This window comes from Neorhizobium galegae, from assembly GCF_021391675.1.
Lineage (GTDB): Bacteria > Pseudomonadota > Alphaproteobacteria > Rhizobiales > Rhizobiaceae > Neorhizobium > Neorhizobium galegae_B.
Genome location: NZ_CP090095.1, coordinates 3,231,818 through 3,249,852, shown reverse-complemented (window position 1 = coordinate 3,249,852; position 18,035 = coordinate 3,231,818). Strand labels below are relative to the sequence as shown.

Sequence of the window (18,035 nt, the reverse complement as noted above, 5' to 3'; positions counted from 1 at the left end):
CCGAGGGCCAGGCGAATCGACTGATCGATTAGGCGGGAACAATTCCGGCAAGAGAAGGGCAGGGGCGGAAAAAAGACGGACGCGTGCCTTGGTGCCGTGGCTCTGTCAAAGATCGGAGAGTCCACACGAATGCGGAACCTCAATAGATTTTAATAGGTGCCTCCGCATTCGCGTGGCCTTCGGCGTCTTCTCGGGGCTTCCGGCCCCTACAGGTGATCACCTCGCCCCACTGCGTGGCTTCGTTCGCGATCTCCTTTCGGGAAATCCTGCCACTTGCACGGCTCAGCCGAACCCGGCCCGGTGGCCAGGGGGAGGCTTGATAGGAATGTTCGTCTTTCGACGCACACACCATGGCTTTCACCTCTTCCACCATCCCCGCACGTTACGGTTCCAATGAAAGCGCCGGCCCCCGCCTGCCCACGAACGTCTCGCGAAACACTCCGGCGGTGGGAGCGAGGGGATTGTAGGCATGGGTTGGAGAGGTGGGGATGATCGAGGGTGAAAAAAATCTGAGGGAGGGGTGCGGGGCAGGACTTGAATGAAGCGAATGCCTTCAATGCCTCCGTTCGGCCCGAAGCAGACTGCAGTGAATGTTGCGATCGGGCTCGCCTTTGGACTTCGGGGCATCAAGTCACTGCTCCACGTGTTTGGTAATCAGAAGGATTCTGTGCGGGTCCAACACTTGCGCCTCAACGGTATCGCCTTTGTTGAAATGCTTTTGGAACCACTGTGCAATAAATCTGTTTCGGCCTACGATTCGGACGGCTCCCGTTTTGTTGGCGGTTCGGTTAATGCGGGATGTCACCGGTTCAGTTCCGTCACCAAAGGCAATCGTAATCGGATCGCCGTCATTACCGAGGTAACTGCTCGCTTCTACACCCGGGTTGATTAGCCCCCCGTGGAAGTACGCCTCTCCTAGGGCAATTTGGAAGGACGCAATAACCTGTGTCAGGCCGTCGGGCATTGGCACGGCCGAAAGCACATCAGGAATTTGCTGTGGGGCGCTGGTGGGTGAAGAAACTTCTTCCGCCTTTTCCCGTTCGGCCTCCTCGGTGACCGGTCGCCCACGTTCGCTACCGTTCCATGGCGGACTAAACTCTGCAATTAAGGAGTCTTCCAATCCCGCAGCAATATTAATTTCGAAATCGCCGTAGCGTAAGTAAGAAATCGGATTGAATATAAATATGCGTAGTGCCTTGTCATGTCGGAGCACCTCCTGAATCTTACCATGGCAACGCCAGTTTGTTCTCTGGTCGCGGTGTGGATTTTTGTATCCGGCAAAGCGTTTTCGAATACTTCTAGAGGTTTTACCAATATACATGACGCTGTTATCGAAAACAAAAGCATATAGTGAGTTCCGCTCGTCTAACAGCAGCATGTCGGATTGTGCGTTCAAGCCATCCAAACGGTAGTCGATGCCTCCATCATCTGAAGATATCCAGCCGGCGACGTCCTTAAACCCGAGATTAAGCAACGTATCTGCGTTCCACTGTGGCATTCTAATCCTTTGCTTGCATTGCTCCCGCAAAACGACAAGTTTTATAATCAGCTCCGCTATTGTCGCTGTTGATGGCAATTAAGCGAAGGCTAACAGATGCTTAGAGGAGTGCTATGGGCAGGTCTTAGGTTAAAGGCCTTGCTTGTCCAAGGCGGTGCCAAGCGTTCCGCGCCTCAGTCATCTCGAGATCTGATCCTGGGGTGTAGTAACGACGGTGAAACCAGAACAAGCGTTCATGTTCGGGTTTACCTGTTCGCGTACCCGGATCGCGCCCCATGCGGGCACGAATTTCCTCGAGCGAAATGACGTAACAAGTCGGCTCCGAACTAGCCGCAAATGCAACAAACACCCACCATGGGGTAACGTGCTTCTCTGGCAGAAGTCCAAGATGCGTATCCTGTGGCCTCGCAGCATGAGACTTGACTTGGATCGGGCGCTGGGTGCTCTCGTCTTCTGATATGGCGAACATATCAGCACCCTTGGCATTCCTTACCGTGAGCATGACATTCCAGCCCACGCGCGATAGTTCCCGTGCTACATGATAGACGCCGATGTTTCCTGTAATTTGCTTATGATTGCTCAATGTCGCCCTCTCGCAAAATTATGTAGCCCATTTCGAACTACCAACTGGCGTCATAGACTGTTCGAATCCCCACGACCAGAATGGCCGGTACGCCCCCCTTCGGCCAGAAGGTCCTGGTGGCCGCTTCGAGCGGGCAACCGGCGCCGTTCGGCGTTCATAGTTCTGTACTGAAATGGCGCACTGGACGAGATTCGAACCGCACGTCGTAGCTCAGAACGCATTCAGTATGGCTGCTTTCCCAGCGTCGCCCTCCAGAAGCTGCCAGTCCGCTCCCGGCCCCAATGAAGCCATGCGTGCTTCCCTGTCGCTAACCTTGCTCCCGCCGCCCTTTTGTCTAAGTCGGCGCCGTCCTTCCACCATCCCCGCAAACAAAAACCCCCTCCCTTGCGGGAGGGGGCGATATCCTGCCGGTGCCGCCCGAAGGCAGCGTCTGTGATCCTCAGATCAGCTTGGCAAACGCCACGGCCGTGTCGGCCATGCGGTTCGAGAAGCCCCATTCGTTGTCGTACCAGGACAGGATGCGGACGAAATTGCCTTCGAGCACCTTGGTCTGGTCGATCGCGAAGATCGAGGAATGGCTGTCGTGGTTGAAGTCGCGGCTGACGAGCGGCTCTTCGGTGTAACCGAGGATGCCCTTCAGCGCGCCGTTGGAAGCGGCCTTGATCGCTTCGTTGACTTCGGCAACCGTGGTCGTCTTCTTGGCGACGAACTTGAAGTCGACGACCGAGACGTTCGGGGTCGGCACGCGGATCGAGGTGCCGTCGAGCTTGCCCTTGAGGTGCGGCAGAACCAGGCCGACGGCCTTGGCGGCACCGGTCGAGGTCGGGATCATCGAGAGGGCTGCTGCACGGGCGCGATAAAGGTCCTTGTGCATCGTGTCGAGGGTCGGCTGGTCACCCGTGTAGGAGTGGATCGTGGTCATGAAGCCATGATCGATGCCGATCGCGTCGTCGAGGACCTTGACCACCGGAACCAGGCAGTTGGTGGTGCAGGACGCGTTGGAGATGACCAGGTGTTCCCGGGTCAGCTGGTCGTGGTTGACGCCGAAGACGACGGTGAGGTCGGCACCGTCGGCAGGCGCCGAGACGATGACGCGCTTGGCGCCGGCGGTCAGGTGCGCCGCGGCCTTGTCGCGGGCGGTGAAGATGCCCGTGCATTCGAGCGCGATATCGACGCCGAGTGCACCGTGCGGCAGGGTCGCCGGATCCTTGATCGCGGTCACCTTGATCGGCTTGCCGCCGCCGACGGTGATCGTGTCGCCCTCGACCTTCACATCGGCCGGGAACTTGCCGTGGATGGAATCGTAGCGGAGCAGGTGGGCATTGGTCTCGACCGGGCCGAGGTCGTTGATGGCAACGACTTCGATGTCGGTGCGGCCGGATTCCACGATAGCACGCAGAACGTTACGGCCGATGCGGCCAAAGCCGTTGATGGCAACTTTCACAGTCATGTCATTCTCCCGAAAATGTGCGGTCTGTCTTGGCGGGACGCGCCGAACGCGCCCCTTTTCATGGTCTGTCTTTGGCTCAGGCGAGCTGTTTTTCGGCTGCGGCAACAACCGCTTCCGCGGTGATGCCGAAGTGCTTGAAGAGATCCTTGGCAGGGCCCGAAGCGCCGAAGGACTTCATGCCGATGAAGGCGCCCTTCGGACCGATGAAGTGATCCCAGCCTTCGCGCACGCCGGCTTCGACGGCAATCTTGACCGGCGAATTGCCGACGACCGCGGTCTGGTAGGATTCCGGCTGGTCGAAGAAGAGCTCGACGCAGGGGACGGAAACGACGCGGGTCGCGATGCCCTTGCCGTCGAGGACAGCTTGCGCCTTCAGCGCCAGTTCGACTTCCGAACCCGAAGCGAAGATCGTCACCTTGGCGTCGGCCGCGGAGACGAGTTCGTAAGCGCCCTGGGCGCAGAGGTTCTTCTCTTCATAGGTCTTGCGGGCCGGCGCCAGATTCTGGCGGGTCAGCGCCAGGCCGGACGGGCGGTGCTTTTCCTTGAGCGCCAGCTGCCAGCACTCGGCCGTCTCGGTCTCGTCGGCCGGGCGGAACATCAAGAGGTTCGGGATGGCGCGAAGTGCCGCGACCTGCTCGACCGGCTGGTGGGTCGGGCCGTCTTCGCCGACGCCGATCGAATCATGCGTCCAGACGTGCACGACGCGGATGCCCATCAGGGCTGCGAGGCGGACGGACGGACGGCAGTAATCCGAGAAGATCAGGAAGCCGCCGGAATAGGGGATCAGGCCGCCATGCAGCGAGATGCCGTTCATGGCCGCGGCCATCGCGTGTTCGCGGATGCCCCAGTGCATGTAGCGGCCGGAGAAGTCGGTCGGGGTGATCGACTTCATCTGGCTGGTCTTGGTGTTGTTCGACGGCGTCAGGTCGGCCGAGCCGCCGAGCGTTTCGATGACGATGCCGTTGATGACCTCGAGCGCGTCCTCGGAGGCCTTGCGGGTCGCGACGGTCGGGTTGTTCTCGGCGATCTTCCTCTTGAAGGCGTCGATGGCGCTGTCGAAATTGCCCGGCAGATCGCCGGCGAAACGGCGCACGAACTCGGCCTTCTTGCCGGTTTCGGTCGAAGCCAGGCGATCCTCCCAATCCTTGCGGGTCTTGGTCGAGCGCAGGCCTGCGAGGCGCCATGCATCGAGAACGTCGGCCGGAACGGTGAAGGCTTCCGCCTCCCAGTTCAGCGCCTGCCGAGCTGCCGCGATTTCCTCGGCGCCGAGCGGCGAACCGTGGACCTTGTGGGTGCCCTGCTTGTTGGGAGCGCCGAAGCCGATGATGGTCTTGCAGGCGATGAAGGTCGGGCGGTCGGACTTCTGGGCGGCTTCGATCGCGCCCGAGATCTGGTCGACGTCATGGCCGTCGATCTCGATCGTGTTCCAGTGGGCGGACTTGAAGCGCATCACCTGGTCGGTCGAGTCCGACAGGGAGACGGCGCCGTCGATGGTGATCGAGTTGTTGTCCCAGAAGAGCACGAGCTTGTTGAGCTTCAGGTGGCCGGCAAGCGCGATCGCTTCCTGGCTGATGCCTTCCATCAGGCAGCCGTCGCCGCACAGCGCATAGGTGAAATGGTTCTGCAGGTCGGAGCCGAACTCCTCTTCCAGCTTGCGTTCGGCGATCGCCATGCCGACGGCATTGGCAATGCCCTGGCCGAGCGGACCGGTGGTCGTCTCGATGCCCGACGCATGGCCGTATTCCGGATGGCCGGCGGTCTTGGAGCCGAGCTGGCGGAACTGCTTGATGTCCTCCATCGTCATGTCCTCGTAACCGGTGAGGAACAGCAGCGAATAAAGCAGCATGGAACCGTGGCCGGCAGACAGCACGAAACGGTCGCGGTCCGGCCAGAGCGAGTTCTTCGGATCGAATTTCAAATAGCGGGTAAAGAGCACGGTCGCGATGTCGGCAGCGCCCATCGGCAGGCCGGGATGGCCGGAATTGGCCTTCTCTACAGCATCCATGGCGAGGAATCGGATCGCGTTCGCCATCCGGTTATGTTTGTCGAGAGAGGTCATGGCTAATCCGCTTTTTACGGGTGTCGGTCACGGTCCTCGTGGGACCACTTGAAGGGCGGCCCAGGGACCACCTAAGAGCGGCTGATCCTTAGCAGGTGCAACGCGCAAGTCAACAAAAGCGCCTTCCTTACGAACGGGTGATGACGAACTTTCCTGCAGCTGCCTGAATTCCGTGCAGCATGTGGCGAGCGGCAGAAACATAGGGGACGATCCACAGTTAGGACACGTTTGAAGGCCCTGGATTGATTGACCGGCTTGCGGGCGGTGAATAGTCTTCCGCCCTTGTTGGAGAGGCCGATCGTATCGATTCGGCGCATTTCGCGTATCGACAGGAAGCTTCGCATGCCGTCGGAAAAGACGATCGACATGGTGATTTCGGAACTCAGCGCGGCGATCGGCGGTCTTGAGAGCGCCGTCGACGCGCGCATCGAGCGCCAGCGCGAGACTCAGGATGTGGAGGGCGAGGTCCGCCGGGTGCACGCGGACCGGGCACGGCTCGCACAGGAGCTCGATCAGTCGCAATTCCGCGCCAATCGACTGGAAGAAGTAAACCGGGAAGTCTCGAGGCGCCTCGTGACGGCGATGGAAACCATCCGCGCCGTGCTCGACCGCTGATGCGCCAGGATCAAAAGGGAATGCCATGGCCCAGGTAACGGTGATGATCGACGGCAAGGCCTATCGCATGGCCTGCGAGGAAGGACAGGAAAGCCACCTGACCGAACTGGCCGATCGATTCGACCGTTACGTCGGGCACCTCAAGGGCCAGTTCGGCGAGATCGGCGACCTGCGCATCACCGTGATGGCCGGCATCATGATCATGGACGAGTTGTCTGAGATGACCCGCAAGCTCGGCCTGCTGGAGACCGAGGTCGCGGCACTCAAGTCCAACCGCGACGGCGCGCTCGAAACCCACCAGCGCAACGAGCAGCACGTGGTCTCGGCGCTCGGCGAGCTCGCCTCGCGGCTCGACGGGCTGACCGCCAAGCTCAACGGCCGCACGCCCGCTCCGGTGAACTGATCAAAGTCGATAATAAAGGCTTTCCGCCACTGGTGCGGACCGGCAATCACACATATATTGCTGGTGCGATCTGCGCCTCACGACAGGAACCACAATCCCTGGGGCCATACTCGATCCAAAGGGAGCTGTCCCTGGCCAGGCCCGTGGGCTTGGACACACGGCGCCCACCTACGTTTGTAGGCACCCAGGATCGTAAACATCCATCGGTTGCCGCGGATCGCACTTAATTCTTCCTCCGATTTCAGGCGTTCCCCGATCAGCCGCCTTCGTGCGGGCGGATGAATTTAAGAAATCTCTAATTTATTTACCATGACGCGGACTTGGCGCGGCCCGATCGCGGTTTGGGCGAGGCTCTTAATCCTCTTTTCAAACGACGGCTTTATCTTCCCGGCATGCGTATCAACGAGATCACCAACTGGGCTTATGGTGTCACGGTCGTCCTGACCGTGTTGTCGGGCACGGCCTTCATGCTGTCTGCCGGGAGCGCCAACCAGGAGCGGATCGCCGTCGAGGAACACCTCTCCCTCAATGAGCTTTCCGAAGGGCTGGCGCTCGGCGCGGAAGTGCGCACCGATGAAGCCCGGCTTTATGTGATGCGCGGCGAGGACCGTCATCTCCAGGCTTTCCGGCGCAAGGAGGCCGAGGAGCTGGAGCTCGAACAGGCGATCAAGGGCATAAGGGCGCTCGGTGCCTCGGATGCCGAGCTTGCCGCGCTGGTCGAGGTGGGACAGGACGCGGACGCTCTCGACCAGCTCGAGAACGCAGCCATCGCCGCTTACCAGAACGGCGACCGGGCCGGGGCGCAGGAGGCATTGTTCGGTCCCGAGCATGACCGCCTGCAGACGGGGCTGCTCGAAACCGTCACCCGGTTCCGTGAACTGGTAAAGGCGCGCACCGAGACTGCGGTCGCGTTCGCGCAGTCGCGCAGCGACTGGTGGGGTCTTGCCGCCAAGACGATGCTCGCCATCACAGCCGCGCTGTTTCTCGGCGTTCTCTATTTCGTGCTCAAGCGCCGCGTTGCCATGCCGCTCACCCGCATGACCAGCATCGTCACCCGGCTCGCCCGGCAGGACTATGCCGTGGAAGTGCCGCTCGACCGCCGGCGGGACGAGATCGGCGAGATGAACCAGGCAATCCACATCTTCCGCGAAAACGGGTTGGAGCGGGACCGTCTCGATGCCGAACGGCGGGCCGACCAACTGACCAAGGATCTCATTCTGCAGATGATGCACCGGCTGCAGGCCTGCCAGACGCAGGGCGAGCTGGCGGAGGTCGTCTCCCGTTTTGCGCCGCAGATCTTTCCGAACCTCGCCGGCCAGCTCTATGTGCTGAACGACAGCCGAACGATGCTCACCGAGATAGGCTCCTGGCTCGACCCGCAGCTTTCGATCCCGTCCTTCCCGAGCAGCGCCTGCTGGAGCCTGCGTCGCGGGCGGCCGCACCTGAGCCATCACGGCCATGGCGACATTCCCTGCCAGCATCTCGGCGAAAGCGAAGTCGCCGGGCTCTGCGTGCCCCTGACGGCGCAGGGCGATACGATAGGCCTTCTCTATTTCGAAGAGCGTGCCGGCCATGAGATGGCGGCGGAAGGCTCTCGTCTCTATCTCGAGCTGATTGCCGAGAATATCGGCCTTGCGGTCGCCAACCTGCAGCTTCGCGACAGGCTGACGAACCTTGCCGTGCGCGACGCGCTGACCGGCCTTCTCAACCGCCGCTGCCTCGACGAGACGCTCGCACGCCACGGGCGCGACCATGCGGGCCAGCCGCTCGCCTGCCTGATGATGGATATCGACCGCTTCAAGCGCTTCAACGACGAATTCGGGCACGATGCCGGCGACATGGTGATGCAATATGTCGCGCAGATGATGCTCGACACCGTCGGCCAGGCGGGGACCTGCTACCGCTTCGGCGGCGAGGAATTCACGATACTCGTGCCGGACACAGTAGAGACTGCCGCCTTCGAACTTGCCGAACGGCTGCGGCAGAAGATCGCGACCATGCCGCTTTCGCATGGCGGCCGCATCCTCGGCCTCGTCTCCGTTTCGATCGGCGTCGCGGGCTCGCCCGTCGAGGGGCCGGTGTCGACGCTCCTCACGCGGGCGGATGCAGCGCTTCTCGAAGCCAAGGGTGGCGGGCGGAACCAGACCGTGCTTGCAGGCGCTGTAAAACTTACGGATCAGGCGAGCCGCACCTCGGCTTAAACAGATCGGCGATAGACGCCGCGGCAGCTGATATCCGCTCTTGATCCGTGCATTCTTCAGCCTTTGCTTGACAACGGACGCCGTCGCGACAAGTTCTGCCTCCCATTCACTTGTCCTTCCGTTCTTGCCGGCCGGTATCCATGCCCTTTTTGAATTCCACCTTCGCCCGATCCTCGCTGCTCATGCTTCTGGTCGGGGGCGGCGTCCTTGTGGCGATCGTGTTGTCATCGTTCTTTCTGGCCAGGACGACGCAGGTCTATTTCCAGGACGTGGTGAAACTGCGCGAGCTTCGAAGTGCGGCGGCAGACATGCAGCTTTTCCTGCGGGCGGCCGAATCCGGGCAGCGTGGTTTCGTGCTGACGCAGGATGCTGAATTCCTAAAACCCTATACGACGGCCAACGCGGTCATTCCGCGGTTGCGTGAGCGGCTGAAGACGGCTGCCGACAATCTGGACGCCGTGCGCGTTCCATTTGCCGAACTCGACCCGCTGATCGACGACAAGCTCGCAGAGATGCAGTCGACGGTGGAGATGGTGCAGAAGGGCAATGCCGTCGGGGCGATCGAAGTCATCCGCGGCGCCTACGGCCGCCAGCTGATGGAAGGCATCACGGCGATCCTCGGCAAGCTGATCGGTGACATGGACGGGCGGATCGGGACCGGGATCGACGACCTCAACGATTCCGCGTCGGCGCTGCAATGGATCACCATCGGCGGCGGCCTGATGATCATCCTCGTCATCGGCGGTGCGATCCTGATCGTCGGGCAGCATGTCCGCGAGCTTCAGCGGGCGCGGTTGGAGGTCGAGGAACTCAATGCCGGGCTCGAGGAGCGCGTCAACGAGCGCTCCGAGGATCTGATCCAGGCCAACCGCGAGATCCAGCGTTATGCCTATATCGTGTCGCACGACCTGCGCGCGCCGCTGGTCAATATCATGGGTTTCACCAGCGAACTCGACGCCAGCCTCAAGTCGATCAGCACCTATGTGCTGGCCGATGGGACGCCGCTGTCGGAAGCCGACGTGAACGACGCCCGCATCGCCGTGGAGCAGGATCTGCCGGAGGCGATCGCCTTCATCCGCTCTTCCACCAAGAAGATGGACGGGCTGATCAACGCGATCCTGAAGATTTCCCGCGACGGACGGCGCGAACTGAAGCCGGAGAGGATCGATCTCGGGGAGTTGCTGGAAGCGACGGCCGCCAGCGTCTATCATCAGGTCAGCGAGGCGGGCGGCGAGGTGAATATATCGGTAGGCCAGGCGCGGGGCCTTATTACCGACCGATTTTCGTTGGAACAGATCTTCGGCAATCTCTTCGACAATGCGGTGAAGTACAAACATCCGGAGCGGTCGCTGAACCTTTCGGTCAAGGCCATGCCGATCGGCCGCGCTGCGATCAGAATAGAGGTTGCGGACAATGGCCGGGGCATCGCTCCGGAGGATCACGAGAGGGTTTTCGAGCTTTTCCGCCGCTCGGGCGTCCAGGACCAGCAGGGCGAAGGTATCGGTCTTGCGCATGTGCGTTCATTAGTCAGAAATTTAGGCGGTGAGATTACGGTGACGTCCACTTTGGGCGGCGGGACGACGTTCGTCATCCGGTTGCCCACGGATTTGTCCCAGTATGTCAGGAGTAACAGGTCATGAAGGCTGCCGGCAAAGAAGTCACCATCGTGATGATCGAGGACGATGAAGGCCATGCGCGCCTGATCGAGAAGAATGTCCGCCGTGCGGGCGTCAACAACGAGATCGTTCCTTTTACGAATGGCAATGCGGCTCTCGACTTTATCCTCGGCGCGGATCGTTCCGGAAACTCGAACCAGGATCGCCATCTGCTGATCCTTCTTGACCTCAACCTGCCGGACATGTCGGGTATTGACATCCTCGAGAAGGTGAAGTCCAACCCTCACTCCAAGCGTCTGCCGGTGGTCATCCTCACGACCACGGACGATGAGCGGGAGATCCAGCGCTGCTACGATCTCGGCGCCAACGTCTATATCACCAAGCCGGTGGACTACGACAATTTTGCGCATGCCATCCGACAGCTCGGGCTGTTCTTTGCCGTCATGCAGATACCCGGACAATAACGAGACGCGATGCCGCAAACCATACTCTATGTCGATGACGATCTCGCGCTTGCCAGATTGGCGGAACGCCATTTCGGGCGCGCCGGCTATCAGGTCGTCCATGCCGTCAATGCGGCATCGGCAATGGAGGCGGTTGAAAAAGGCGTCGTCGACGCGATCGTCCTCGATCACTACCTGAAGACCGAAACCGGGCTCGACATCCTCCACAAACTCAAGGACCAGGGCTCGGTCATTCCGGTGATCTACGTCACCGGTTCCAGCGACGCGACGATCGCCATCGACGCGCTGAAGAGCGGTGCGTCCGACTACGTCATCAAGACGGTCGGCGAGGAATTCTGGCCGCTGATGGAGAGTGCGATTGCCCAAGGCATCGCCAATGCGGAATTGCGGCGCGCCAAGGAAAAGGCCGAGCAGGAGATCCGTCTCGGCAAGGAACGCGCCGAGGTTCTGCTCTCCGAGGTGAACCACCGCGTCGCCAACAGTCTGGCGCTGGTTGCGGCGCTCATCCGCCTGCAGGCGTCCAGCAGCAAGAACGACGACGTGAAGGCAGCACTTTCCGAGACGCAGGCGCGCATCAGCGCGATCGCCGGCATGCATCGCAGCCTCTATACCTCCGACGACGTTCGGCATGTGGAGATGGACAAATATCTGGGCACGCTGGTGCGCGAGGTGCAGGGCTCCGTCAACGACGAACAGGGACCGTCGATCCGTCTCGATGCCGAACCATTGTCGCTGACCTCCGACCGGGCTGTCTCGGTCGGCATGATCGTCACGGAACTGCTCACCAACGCGCTGAAATACGCCTATCCGGCCGGCACCGAAGGCGAAGTGCGGGTCCTGCTCAAGCGCCAGGACGAGGGCAGCGCGCTTCTCGCCGTCGAGGATGACGGGATCGGCTGGCGCGAGGGCGATGCGCCCAAGGGGACCGGGCTCGGCAGCCGTATCGTCAAATCCATGGCCGCGACGCTCGGCTCGACGATCCACTACGTGCCTTCTTCTTCCGGCACCCGCGCCGAACTGACACTCAGCCTTCAGTAGGTCAGGACGAAGCGGCCGTGCCGTTTCTGCCACGATCGAAGCCCTTCATTTTGTTCCCGCCATTGCAATGCCCGCATGGCGACCCTATGATTTCCGGGATGGCGTGAAGGTGCATAGCTCCGAGAACCGGTCCCGGTTTTCTGAACTGTGCGCGAGACGTCGCGACGAGGCGCCTCTGGCGCGGTCGTATGGATGCGGGCCGTTCCTCGGAGCGGCACATTCGTTTCGCGTGCAGGCATATTGTTCCAATCAAAGAGCTTCTCTTGTTAACCGAAATACTCATCGTCATTGCCCTCACCGTTTTGAACGGTGTCCTCGCGATGTCGGAACTGGCCGTCGTCTCCTCCCGCCCGGTGCGGCTGCGGATCATGGCGGAGCAGGGCAACCGCGGCGCGGCGACAGCCATACGGCTCGCGGAAGATCCCGGCCGCTTCCTTTCCTCCGTCCAGATCGGCATCACGCTGGTTGGCGTATTGTCCGGCGCATTCTCGGGGGCCACGCTCGGCGCCCGGCTGACCACCTGGCTCGAAACGCAGGGCATGGCCGACAATCTGGCCGACTGGCTGGGCGTCGGCACCGTCGTCGTTTTCATCACCTATCTGTCGCTGATCATCGGCGAACTGGTGCCGAAGCAGATCGCACTGCGGGCGCCGGAAGCGGTTGCCGCCCGGGTCGCTCCGGCCATGAAACTGCTGGCGACGGTCGGCGCCCCGATCGTCTGGTTCCTCGACATTTCCGGCCGGCTGGTGCTGACCATGCTCGGCCAGCGGGGCGAGTCGGGCGAGCGCGTCACCGACGAGGAAATCCGCACCGTGCTTGCCGAAGCCCAGAGCGCCGGCGTGATCGAGACGGAAGAATCCGCGATGATCTCCGGCGTCATGCGGCTTGCCGACCGCACCGCCCGCGGCCTGATGACGCCGCGCCGCGATGTCGAGGTCATCGATATCGAAGACAATTCGGATGAAATCCGCGAACAGCTTCGCGCCACCCAGCGCTCCCGCCTGCCGATCCGCAACGGCAGCTCGGACGAGATCATGGGCACGCTGTTCGTCAAGGACGCCTATGATTTCATCGCCGGCGGCAAGATGCTGGATATCCGCGGCATCATGCGCGAAGCGCCCGTCGTCTCCGACCTCACCGGCGCGCTCGACGTCATCCAGGCGCTGCGCCGCGCGCCGGCCCATATGGTGCTCGTCTATGACGAATATGGCCATTTCGAAGGCATCATCACCTCAGGCGACATCCTCGAGGCGATCACCGGCGTCTTCCAGGAGGAAGAGGACGAAGAACCTGCGATCGTATCGCGCGACGACGGTTCGTTCCTGATCGCCGGCTGGATGCCGGTCGACGAATTCGCCGACCAGATGGGATTTTCGCTCGGAGACGATCCAGGCTACGAGACGGTCGCGGGCTTCGTGCTCGACGAGATGAAGCGCCTGCCGGAACTCGGCGAGAGCTTCACCAAGAACGGCTGGACCTTCGAGGTGATCGATCTCGACGGTCGCCGCATCGACAAGCTGCTGGTCAGGCGGTCGGACAAGGTATGACGGACGGCTTGAAGACCAAGGCGGAGCTTCGCGCAGCGCGGCTTGCCGCACGGGACGCCATTCCACCGGTCGAGCGCATCGAGAAGAGCCTGGCCATCGCGTCGCACGGGGCCGAGGCAATCAGCCTCGACGCCGGCGCGATCGTCTCCGGCTTCCTGCCGATCCGCTCGGAAGTCGATGTGCGGCCGCTGATGGCGTATCTCAGGGACCGCAGCGCGCGGCTCTGCGTGCCCGTCATTCTCGACAAGCAGACCATCATCTTCCGCGAACTGGTGCGCGGCGCCGAGCTGGTGCCGGGCACGTTCGGGACATTCGGGCCGGGGCCGGAAGCGGCGGAACTCGAGCCGCAGGTGATGCTGGTGCCGCTGTCGGCCTTCGATGCCGAGGGGCACCGGATCGGCTACGGCGGCGGTTATTACGACCGGGCGATCCATCGCCTGCAGCAAAAAGGCCTGAACCCGAAGCTGATCGGGATTGCCTTCGACTGCCAGGAAGTGGCATCTGTTCCCGCTGAACCTCACGATATCAGACTAAACGCTGTCCTGACGGAGAGCGGTTACCGGCCTTTTGAAGACATCGGCCGCGCACAGATTGGATAAGAATGCGCCTTTTGTTCCTGGGTGACATGGTGGGCAAGACCGGCCGCGTGGCGGTGTGGGAAAAGCTGCCCGGCCTCGTCGCCGACCTGAAGCTCGATTTCGTCATCGTCAACGGCGAGAATGCCGCGGGCGGCTTCGGCATTACCGAGGATATCTTTCTCGAGACGATCAATGCCGGCGCCGATGTGGTGACCACCGGCAACCATGTCTGGGACCAGAAGGAGGCGGTGAGCTTCGCCGGCCGCCACGAGCAGTTCCTGCGGCCCGCCAACTATCCCGCCGGCACGCCGGGCAAGGGATCGGGCATCTTCTACGCCCGCAACGGCGCACGTATTCTGGTCGCCAACATCATGGGCCGGGTATTCATGCATCCCGAACTCGACGATCCCTTCAAGAGCGCCGAGACGATCCTTGCCGCTGCTCCGTTGAAGGAACAGGCTGACGCGATCATCTTCGACTTCCATGCGGAGGCGACCAGCGAAAAGCAGTGCTTCGGGCATTTCGTGGACGGCCGCGCCAGCCTGGTGGTCGGCACCCACACGCATGTGCCGACGGCCGACTGCCAGATCCTCAACGGCGGCACAGGCTACATGTCGGATGCCGGAATGTGTGGTGATTACGACTCATCGCTCGGCATGGACAAGGAAGAACCGCTCAATCGCTTCATCTCGAAAATGCCGAAGGGCCGTTTCGAGGCGGCGACCGGACCTGCGACGATCTGCGGCCTCGGTATCGAGATTTCCGATGCGACCGGGCTTGCGGAAAAGATCGAGCCGCTCCGGATCGGGCCGCGGCTTGCGGAGACCATTCCGTCGTTCTGGCGGTGAAGTTTCGACGTCATCGACGGCGGTTGCTGCGTTTCGTGCCGTCGTAAAAGCCGGGCGGTTTCTTGGCGACCCAGCTGACGAATTTGCTGATCTCGGGATGGTCGAGAAGAGCCTCGATGGTCGAATACGACTTTTCGAGTTCCGACTCGCTGAACAGGGCATGGATCTGCCGGTGGCAGATGCGGTGGAGAAATTGCGTCTGCCGCCCGCCTCGGCTCTTGGGGACGAGATGATGCTCGTCGCGCTGGTCGTCGGGGATCAGCCGATTGCACAAAGGGCATATTTCAGGTTCCGGCTGCTCGTACCACGAGACGACGTCGTATTTGTGTTTTCTCATCATCGGTCACCGGTGCGGGCCATCCACCTCTCGAATTCCGCGGTGGTCTTCACGCCATGATCCACCACCGCCTCGTAGACAAGTGCGCTCGGGGCCGGCTTGCCGCCCTTCGGTGTCATGGCGGCGAGTTCGGCCTTGATGACGAGGATGGTTTCCCGCGCCGTGTCGGTCAAGCGAGGCAGGAGCGTCTTCAGATGTTCGAGGTCCGGCTGACGGTCCGGTTCGTCGATGAACCAGATGTCAAGATTCCAGTCCTCGCCGGTTTCCGTCCGATAGGTGGCGCCGAGATAGAGACCGTCGGGATAGTCCTGCGGCGCGGTGTTCCATAGGCCGGTATCGTTGCGGAACTTGAGCGCGCCGATGCGTGGATGAAGCGTCAGGTCGCGGCCGATGCCGGCAACAGCGGCATGGGTCGCACCATCGAGCTTCTCGCAGACGGTGGTGATGTCGATATCGCGGCGGACCATGAGGCCGAGCGCCGAGCTTCCGACACGTACCGGATTTCCCACAGCGCCCAAGATATCGTCGAGGTCGAGGGCGCTGACGATCGCGTCGGCCTGCGCTTGAAGCTCGGCCTGCTTTTCCAAAATGCCGGACATGCTTTCTCCGTTCGGCTTCCCTGTTCAGGGTGGATTTACGTCAGATATTAAGCTTATGGCGTCAAGAGCGGCCTTGGCGGATGTCCCGCATGGACATGCTCTTTGACATTTGCCCTGCAAATAAGTAGGAACGGCGCAAGTTCGGCTGCGAGTGTTGCAGCCACAGCGCTTTGCGCGCGAAAATCCGAAAGACAGATTTAGATGACCGATTACAACGGCGCCGTTCCGGCGATCGCCAAGGCATTGGCGAAACGGGGCTATGTTACGCTGACCCCCGTCCAGAAATCCATGCTCGACCCGGCTCTCATCCATTCCGATGCGCTGGTTTCGGCGCAGACCGGTTCGGGCAAGACCGTTGCCTTCGGCCTGGCGATTGCCCCGACCCTGCTCGGCGACGCGGATAAGTTCGGCCCGGCGCGGCAGCCTTTGGCGCTCGTCATCGCCCCGACCCGCGAACTGGCGATGCAGGTTACCCGCGAGCTGGAATGGCTTTACGAGATGACAGGCGCTGTCATCACCAGCTGCGTCGGCGGCATGGACATCCGCAGCGAACGGCGCGCGCTGGAGCGCGGCGCCCATATCGTCGTCGGCACGCCCGGCCGTCTCTGCGACCATATCCGCCGCAACGCGCTCGACATGTCGGCCCTGAAGGTTGCCGTGCTCGACGAGGCGGACGAGATGCTCGATCTGGGTTTCCGCGAGGACCTGGAATTCATCCTGGAATCGGCGCCTGCCGAGCGCCGCACCCTGATGTTCTCCGCAACCGTCCCCGCCGCCATTGCCAAGCTCGCCAAGAGCTACCAGCGCGATGCGGTCCGCATCGCGACCTCGGCCGAAGAAAAGCAGCATGTCGATATCGAATATCGCGCGCTCGCTGTGGCATCCGCCGACCGTGAGAATGCGATCATCAACGTGTTGCGTTATTACGAAGCGACCAATGCGATCGTGTTCTGCTCGACCCGTGCCGCGGTCAACCATCTGACCGCTCGCTTCAACAACCGCAATTTTGCGGTCGTGGCGCTCTCCGGCGAGCTGACGCAGAACGAGCGGACCCATGCGCTGCAGGCGATGCGCGACGGACGCGCCCGCGTCTGCATCGCGACCGACGTCGCCGCCCGCGGCATCGACCTGCCGGGCCTCGACCTCGTCATTCATGCCGACCTGCCGAGCAATCCGGAAACGCTGCTTCACCGCAGCGGTCGAACCGGCCGCGCCGGGCGCAAGGGCATCAGCGCGCTGATCGTGCCGGTCAATGCCCGCCGCAAGGCCGAGCGCCTGCTCGGCGGTGCCGGCATTTCCGCCACCTGGGCTCGTCCGCCGTCTGCCGAAGAGGTCACGCGCCGCGACGACGAGCGTCTGCTGGCCGATCCGATCTTCACCGAAAAGCCGCGCGAGGAGGAGCAGGACCTCATCGCAAAGCTGGTTGAGAGCCATGGCGCCGAAAAGCTGGCGTCCGCTTTCGTTAATCTCTACCGCACCAAATATTCGGCGCCCGAAGATCTGATCGAGATTTCGGTGCAGCAGGATACCCGCAAGCCGCGTGAGCGGACCGGCGAGCAGGGCGATTTCCCGATGACGCCGCGCCCGTCGCGCGACGAGTTCGGCCCCGCCGTGTGGTTCTCCCTGTCGGTCGGCCGCAAGCAGAATGCCGAGCCGCGCTGGCTGATCCCGATGCTCTGCCGCAACGGCAACGTCACCAAGCGCGAGATCGGCGCGATCAAGATGCAGCAGGACGAAACCTTCGTCGAGATCGCCGCCGATCACGCCGACGCCTTCATGCAGGCGGTCGGCAAGGACAAGGCGCTGGAGCGCGGCATCCGCGTCACCCGGCTGACCAGCGCGCCGGACCTCAGCAGACCGGCGCCGGCCAAGCCCTATGTCAAGAAGTCCTATGACGACCGTCCGAAAGAGCCTCACGGCGATGACTGGGCGAAGGGCAAGCCGCGGAAGAATACGTCCAACGCGGCAGGCCCTGGTGGCCCCAAGGCAGCCGAGGCACGCGACGGAAAGCCCTTCAGCAAGGATGCCAAGCCGTTCCGCAAGGACGCCCAGCCCTTCAAGAAGGACGACAAGCCTTTCAAGAAGAAGGACAAGCCGAAACTGGCCAACAGCAGCAATTTCGAGCGCCGGAAGTAAGCCGGATGCCGCGCAATCCCTGTTTGGGTGATGCTGCGGCAGTGACCTGAATGCTAGACGTTC

Annotated in this window: 16 protein-coding genes and 1 other RNA gene; 11 read left to right on the top strand and 6 right to left on the bottom strand. The window is 61.9% G+C overall.

What is annotated here, in order from left to right; genetic code table 11:
- Nucleotides 1-631: 631 nt before the first annotated feature.
- The 4 genes from LZK81_RS16205 to tkt form a co-directional block, all read right to left on the bottom strand.
- A complete protein-coding gene (locus LZK81_RS16205; protein WP_233953920.1) occupies nucleotides 632-1,498 on the bottom strand; it encodes a GIY-YIG nuclease family protein in 867 nt (288 codons plus the stop codon).
- Nucleotides 1,499-1,622: 124 nt separating this feature from the next.
- A complete protein-coding gene (locus LZK81_RS16200) occupies nucleotides 1,623-2,081 on the bottom strand; it encodes a hypothetical protein (protein WP_233953919.1) in 459 nt (152 codons plus the stop codon).
- 439 nt (nucleotides 2,082-2,520) lie between these two features.
- Complete coding sequence (gene gap / locus LZK81_RS16195; RefSeq protein WP_233953918.1) at nucleotides 2,521-3,531, bottom strand: type I glyceraldehyde-3-phosphate dehydrogenase; 1,011 nt, start codon at nucleotides 3,529-3,531, stop codon at nucleotides 2,521-2,523.
- 76 nt (nucleotides 3,532-3,607) lie between these two features.
- Nucleotides 3,608-5,590, bottom strand: a complete 1,983-nt coding sequence (gene tkt / locus LZK81_RS16190; RefSeq protein WP_233953917.1) for a transketolase — start codon at nucleotides 5,588-5,590, stop codon at nucleotides 3,608-3,610.
- A 342-nt stretch (nucleotides 5,591-5,932) separates the two neighbouring features.
- On the opposite strand from tkt, the gene LZK81_RS16185 reads away from it, so the two are divergent.
- From LZK81_RS16185 to LZK81_RS16140, 10 genes are all read left to right on the top strand, one after another.
- Nucleotides 5,933-6,205, top strand: coding sequence for a DUF4164 domain-containing protein (locus LZK81_RS16185; protein WP_046610118.1), 273 nt, complete (start codon nucleotides 5,933-5,935; stop codon nucleotides 6,203-6,205).
- A 25-nt stretch (nucleotides 6,206-6,230) separates the two neighbouring features.
- On the top strand, nucleotides 6,231-6,608 hold the full coding sequence (locus LZK81_RS16180; RefSeq protein WP_046607844.1) for a cell division protein ZapA: 378 nt from the start codon (nucleotides 6,231-6,233) through the stop codon (nucleotides 6,606-6,608).
- 64 nt (nucleotides 6,609-6,672) lie between these two features.
- Nucleotides 6,673-6,831, top strand: a non-coding RNA gene (ssrS, locus tag LZK81_RS16175) — 6S RNA.
- Nucleotides 6,832-7,000: 169 nt separating this feature from the next.
- Complete coding sequence (locus tag LZK81_RS16170; protein WP_046625138.1) at nucleotides 7,001-8,809, top strand: diguanylate cyclase; 1,809 nt, start codon at nucleotides 7,001-7,003, stop codon at nucleotides 8,807-8,809.
- Between the two features lie 140 nt (nucleotides 8,810-8,949).
- Complete coding sequence (locus tag LZK81_RS16165; RefSeq protein ID WP_233953916.1) at nucleotides 8,950-10,449, top strand: sensor histidine kinase; 1,500 nt, start codon at nucleotides 8,950-8,952, stop codon at nucleotides 10,447-10,449.
- Nucleotides 10,446-10,889, top strand: a complete 444-nt coding sequence (locus LZK81_RS16160; protein WP_046607842.1) for a response regulator — start codon at nucleotides 10,446-10,448, stop codon at nucleotides 10,887-10,889. Before LZK81_RS16165 ends, LZK81_RS16160 begins: the two co-directional genes overlap by 4 nt.
- Before the next feature lie 9 nt (nucleotides 10,890-10,898).
- Complete coding sequence (locus LZK81_RS16155) at nucleotides 10,899-11,927, top strand: sensor histidine kinase (protein ID WP_233953915.1); 1,029 nt, start codon at nucleotides 10,899-10,901, stop codon at nucleotides 11,925-11,927.
- Nucleotides 11,928-12,247: 320 nt separating this feature from the next.
- Complete coding sequence (locus LZK81_RS16150) at nucleotides 12,248-13,474, top strand: hemolysin family protein (protein ID WP_326491514.1); 1,227 nt, start codon at nucleotides 12,248-12,250, stop codon at nucleotides 13,472-13,474.
- On the top strand, nucleotides 13,471-14,073 hold the full coding sequence (locus tag LZK81_RS16145) for a 5-formyltetrahydrofolate cyclo-ligase (RefSeq protein ID WP_233953913.1): 603 nt from the start codon (nucleotides 13,471-13,473) through the stop codon (nucleotides 14,071-14,073). Before LZK81_RS16150 ends, LZK81_RS16145 begins: the two co-directional genes overlap by 4 nt.
- A 2-nt stretch (nucleotides 14,074-14,075) precedes the next feature.
- Nucleotides 14,076-14,900, top strand: a complete 825-nt coding sequence (locus LZK81_RS16140) for a TIGR00282 family metallophosphoesterase (RefSeq protein ID WP_233953912.1) — start codon at nucleotides 14,076-14,078, stop codon at nucleotides 14,898-14,900.
- Nucleotides 14,901-14,910: 10 nt separating this feature from the next.
- Here the strand turns inward: LZK81_RS16140 and LZK81_RS16135 are convergent, their stop codons facing one another.
- Together LZK81_RS16135 and LZK81_RS16130 are read right to left on the bottom strand one after the other, a co-directional pair.
- Nucleotides 14,911-15,237 carry an HNH endonuclease gene (locus tag LZK81_RS16135; protein ID WP_326491492.1) on the bottom strand — a complete coding sequence of 109 codons (327 nt, stop codon included), beginning with the start codon at nucleotides 15,235-15,237 and terminating at the stop codon, nucleotides 14,911-14,913.
- Nucleotides 15,237-15,836 (bottom strand): hypothetical protein, encoded by a 600-nt coding sequence (locus LZK81_RS16130; protein ID WP_233953911.1) that lies wholly within the window; start codon nucleotides 15,834-15,836, stop codon nucleotides 15,237-15,239. The genes LZK81_RS16135 and LZK81_RS16130 overlap by 1 nt, the downstream gene beginning before the upstream one ends.
- A 201-nt stretch (nucleotides 15,837-16,037) precedes the next feature.
- Here LZK81_RS16130 and LZK81_RS16125 point away from each other — a divergent pair, with 201 nt between their 5' ends.
- The gene (locus LZK81_RS16125) at nucleotides 16,038-17,972 is read left to right on the top strand and encodes a DEAD/DEAH box helicase (RefSeq protein ID WP_233953910.1); all 1,935 of its coding nucleotides are present in this window, start codon (nucleotides 16,038-16,040) and stop codon (nucleotides 17,970-17,972) included.
- Nucleotides 17,973-18,035 lie beyond the last annotated feature (63 nt).

What these genes read in the sequence shown, in the direction of transcription:
- LZK81_RS16205 (WP_233953920.1), bottom strand. Translation starts at nt 1,498, where the DNA reads ATGCCACAGTGGAACGCAGATACGTTGCTTAATCTCGGGTTTAAGGAC.
- gap (WP_233953918.1), bottom strand. Translation starts at nt 3,531, where the DNA reads ATGACTGTGAAAGTTGCCATCAACGGCTTTGGCCGCATCGGCCGTAAC.
- tkt (WP_233953917.1), bottom strand. Translation starts at nt 5,590, where the DNA reads ATGACCTCTCTCGACAAACATAACCGGATGGCGAACGCGATCCGATTC.
- LZK81_RS16185 (WP_046610118.1), top strand. Translation starts at nt 5,933, where the DNA reads ATGCCGTCGGAAAAGACGATCGACATGGTGATTTCGGAACTCAGCGCG.
- LZK81_RS16180 (WP_046607844.1), top strand. Translation starts at nt 6,231, where the DNA reads ATGGCCCAGGTAACGGTGATGATCGACGGCAAGGCCTATCGCATGGCC.
- LZK81_RS16170 (WP_046625138.1), top strand. Translation starts at nt 7,001, where the DNA reads ATGCGTATCAACGAGATCACCAACTGGGCTTATGGTGTCACGGTCGTC.
- LZK81_RS16165 (WP_233953916.1), top strand. Translation starts at nt 8,950, where the DNA reads ATGCCCTTTTTGAATTCCACCTTCGCCCGATCCTCGCTGCTCATGCTT.
- LZK81_RS16160 (WP_046607842.1), top strand. Translation starts at nt 10,446, where the DNA reads ATGAAGGCTGCCGGCAAAGAAGTCACCATCGTGATGATCGAGGACGAT.
- LZK81_RS16155 (WP_233953915.1), top strand. Translation starts at nt 10,899, where the DNA reads ATGCCGCAAACCATACTCTATGTCGATGACGATCTCGCGCTTGCCAGA.
- LZK81_RS16150 (WP_326491514.1), top strand. Translation starts at nt 12,248, where the DNA reads ATGTCGGAACTGGCCGTCGTCTCCTCCCGCCCGGTGCGGCTGCGGATC.
- LZK81_RS16145 (WP_233953913.1), top strand. Translation starts at nt 13,471, where the DNA reads ATGACGGACGGCTTGAAGACCAAGGCGGAGCTTCGCGCAGCGCGGCTT.
- LZK81_RS16140 (WP_233953912.1), top strand. Translation starts at nt 14,076, where the DNA reads ATGCGCCTTTTGTTCCTGGGTGACATGGTGGGCAAGACCGGCCGCGTG.
- LZK81_RS16135 (WP_326491492.1), bottom strand. Translation starts at nt 15,237, where the DNA reads ATGAGAAAACACAAATACGACGTCGTCTCGTGGTACGAGCAGCCGGAA.
- LZK81_RS16130 (WP_233953911.1), bottom strand. Translation starts at nt 15,836, where the DNA reads ATGTCCGGCATTTTGGAAAAGCAGGCCGAGCTTCAAGCGCAGGCCGAC.
- LZK81_RS16125 (WP_233953910.1), top strand. Translation starts at nt 16,038, where the DNA reads ATGACCGATTACAACGGCGCCGTTCCGGCGATCGCCAAGGCATTGGCG.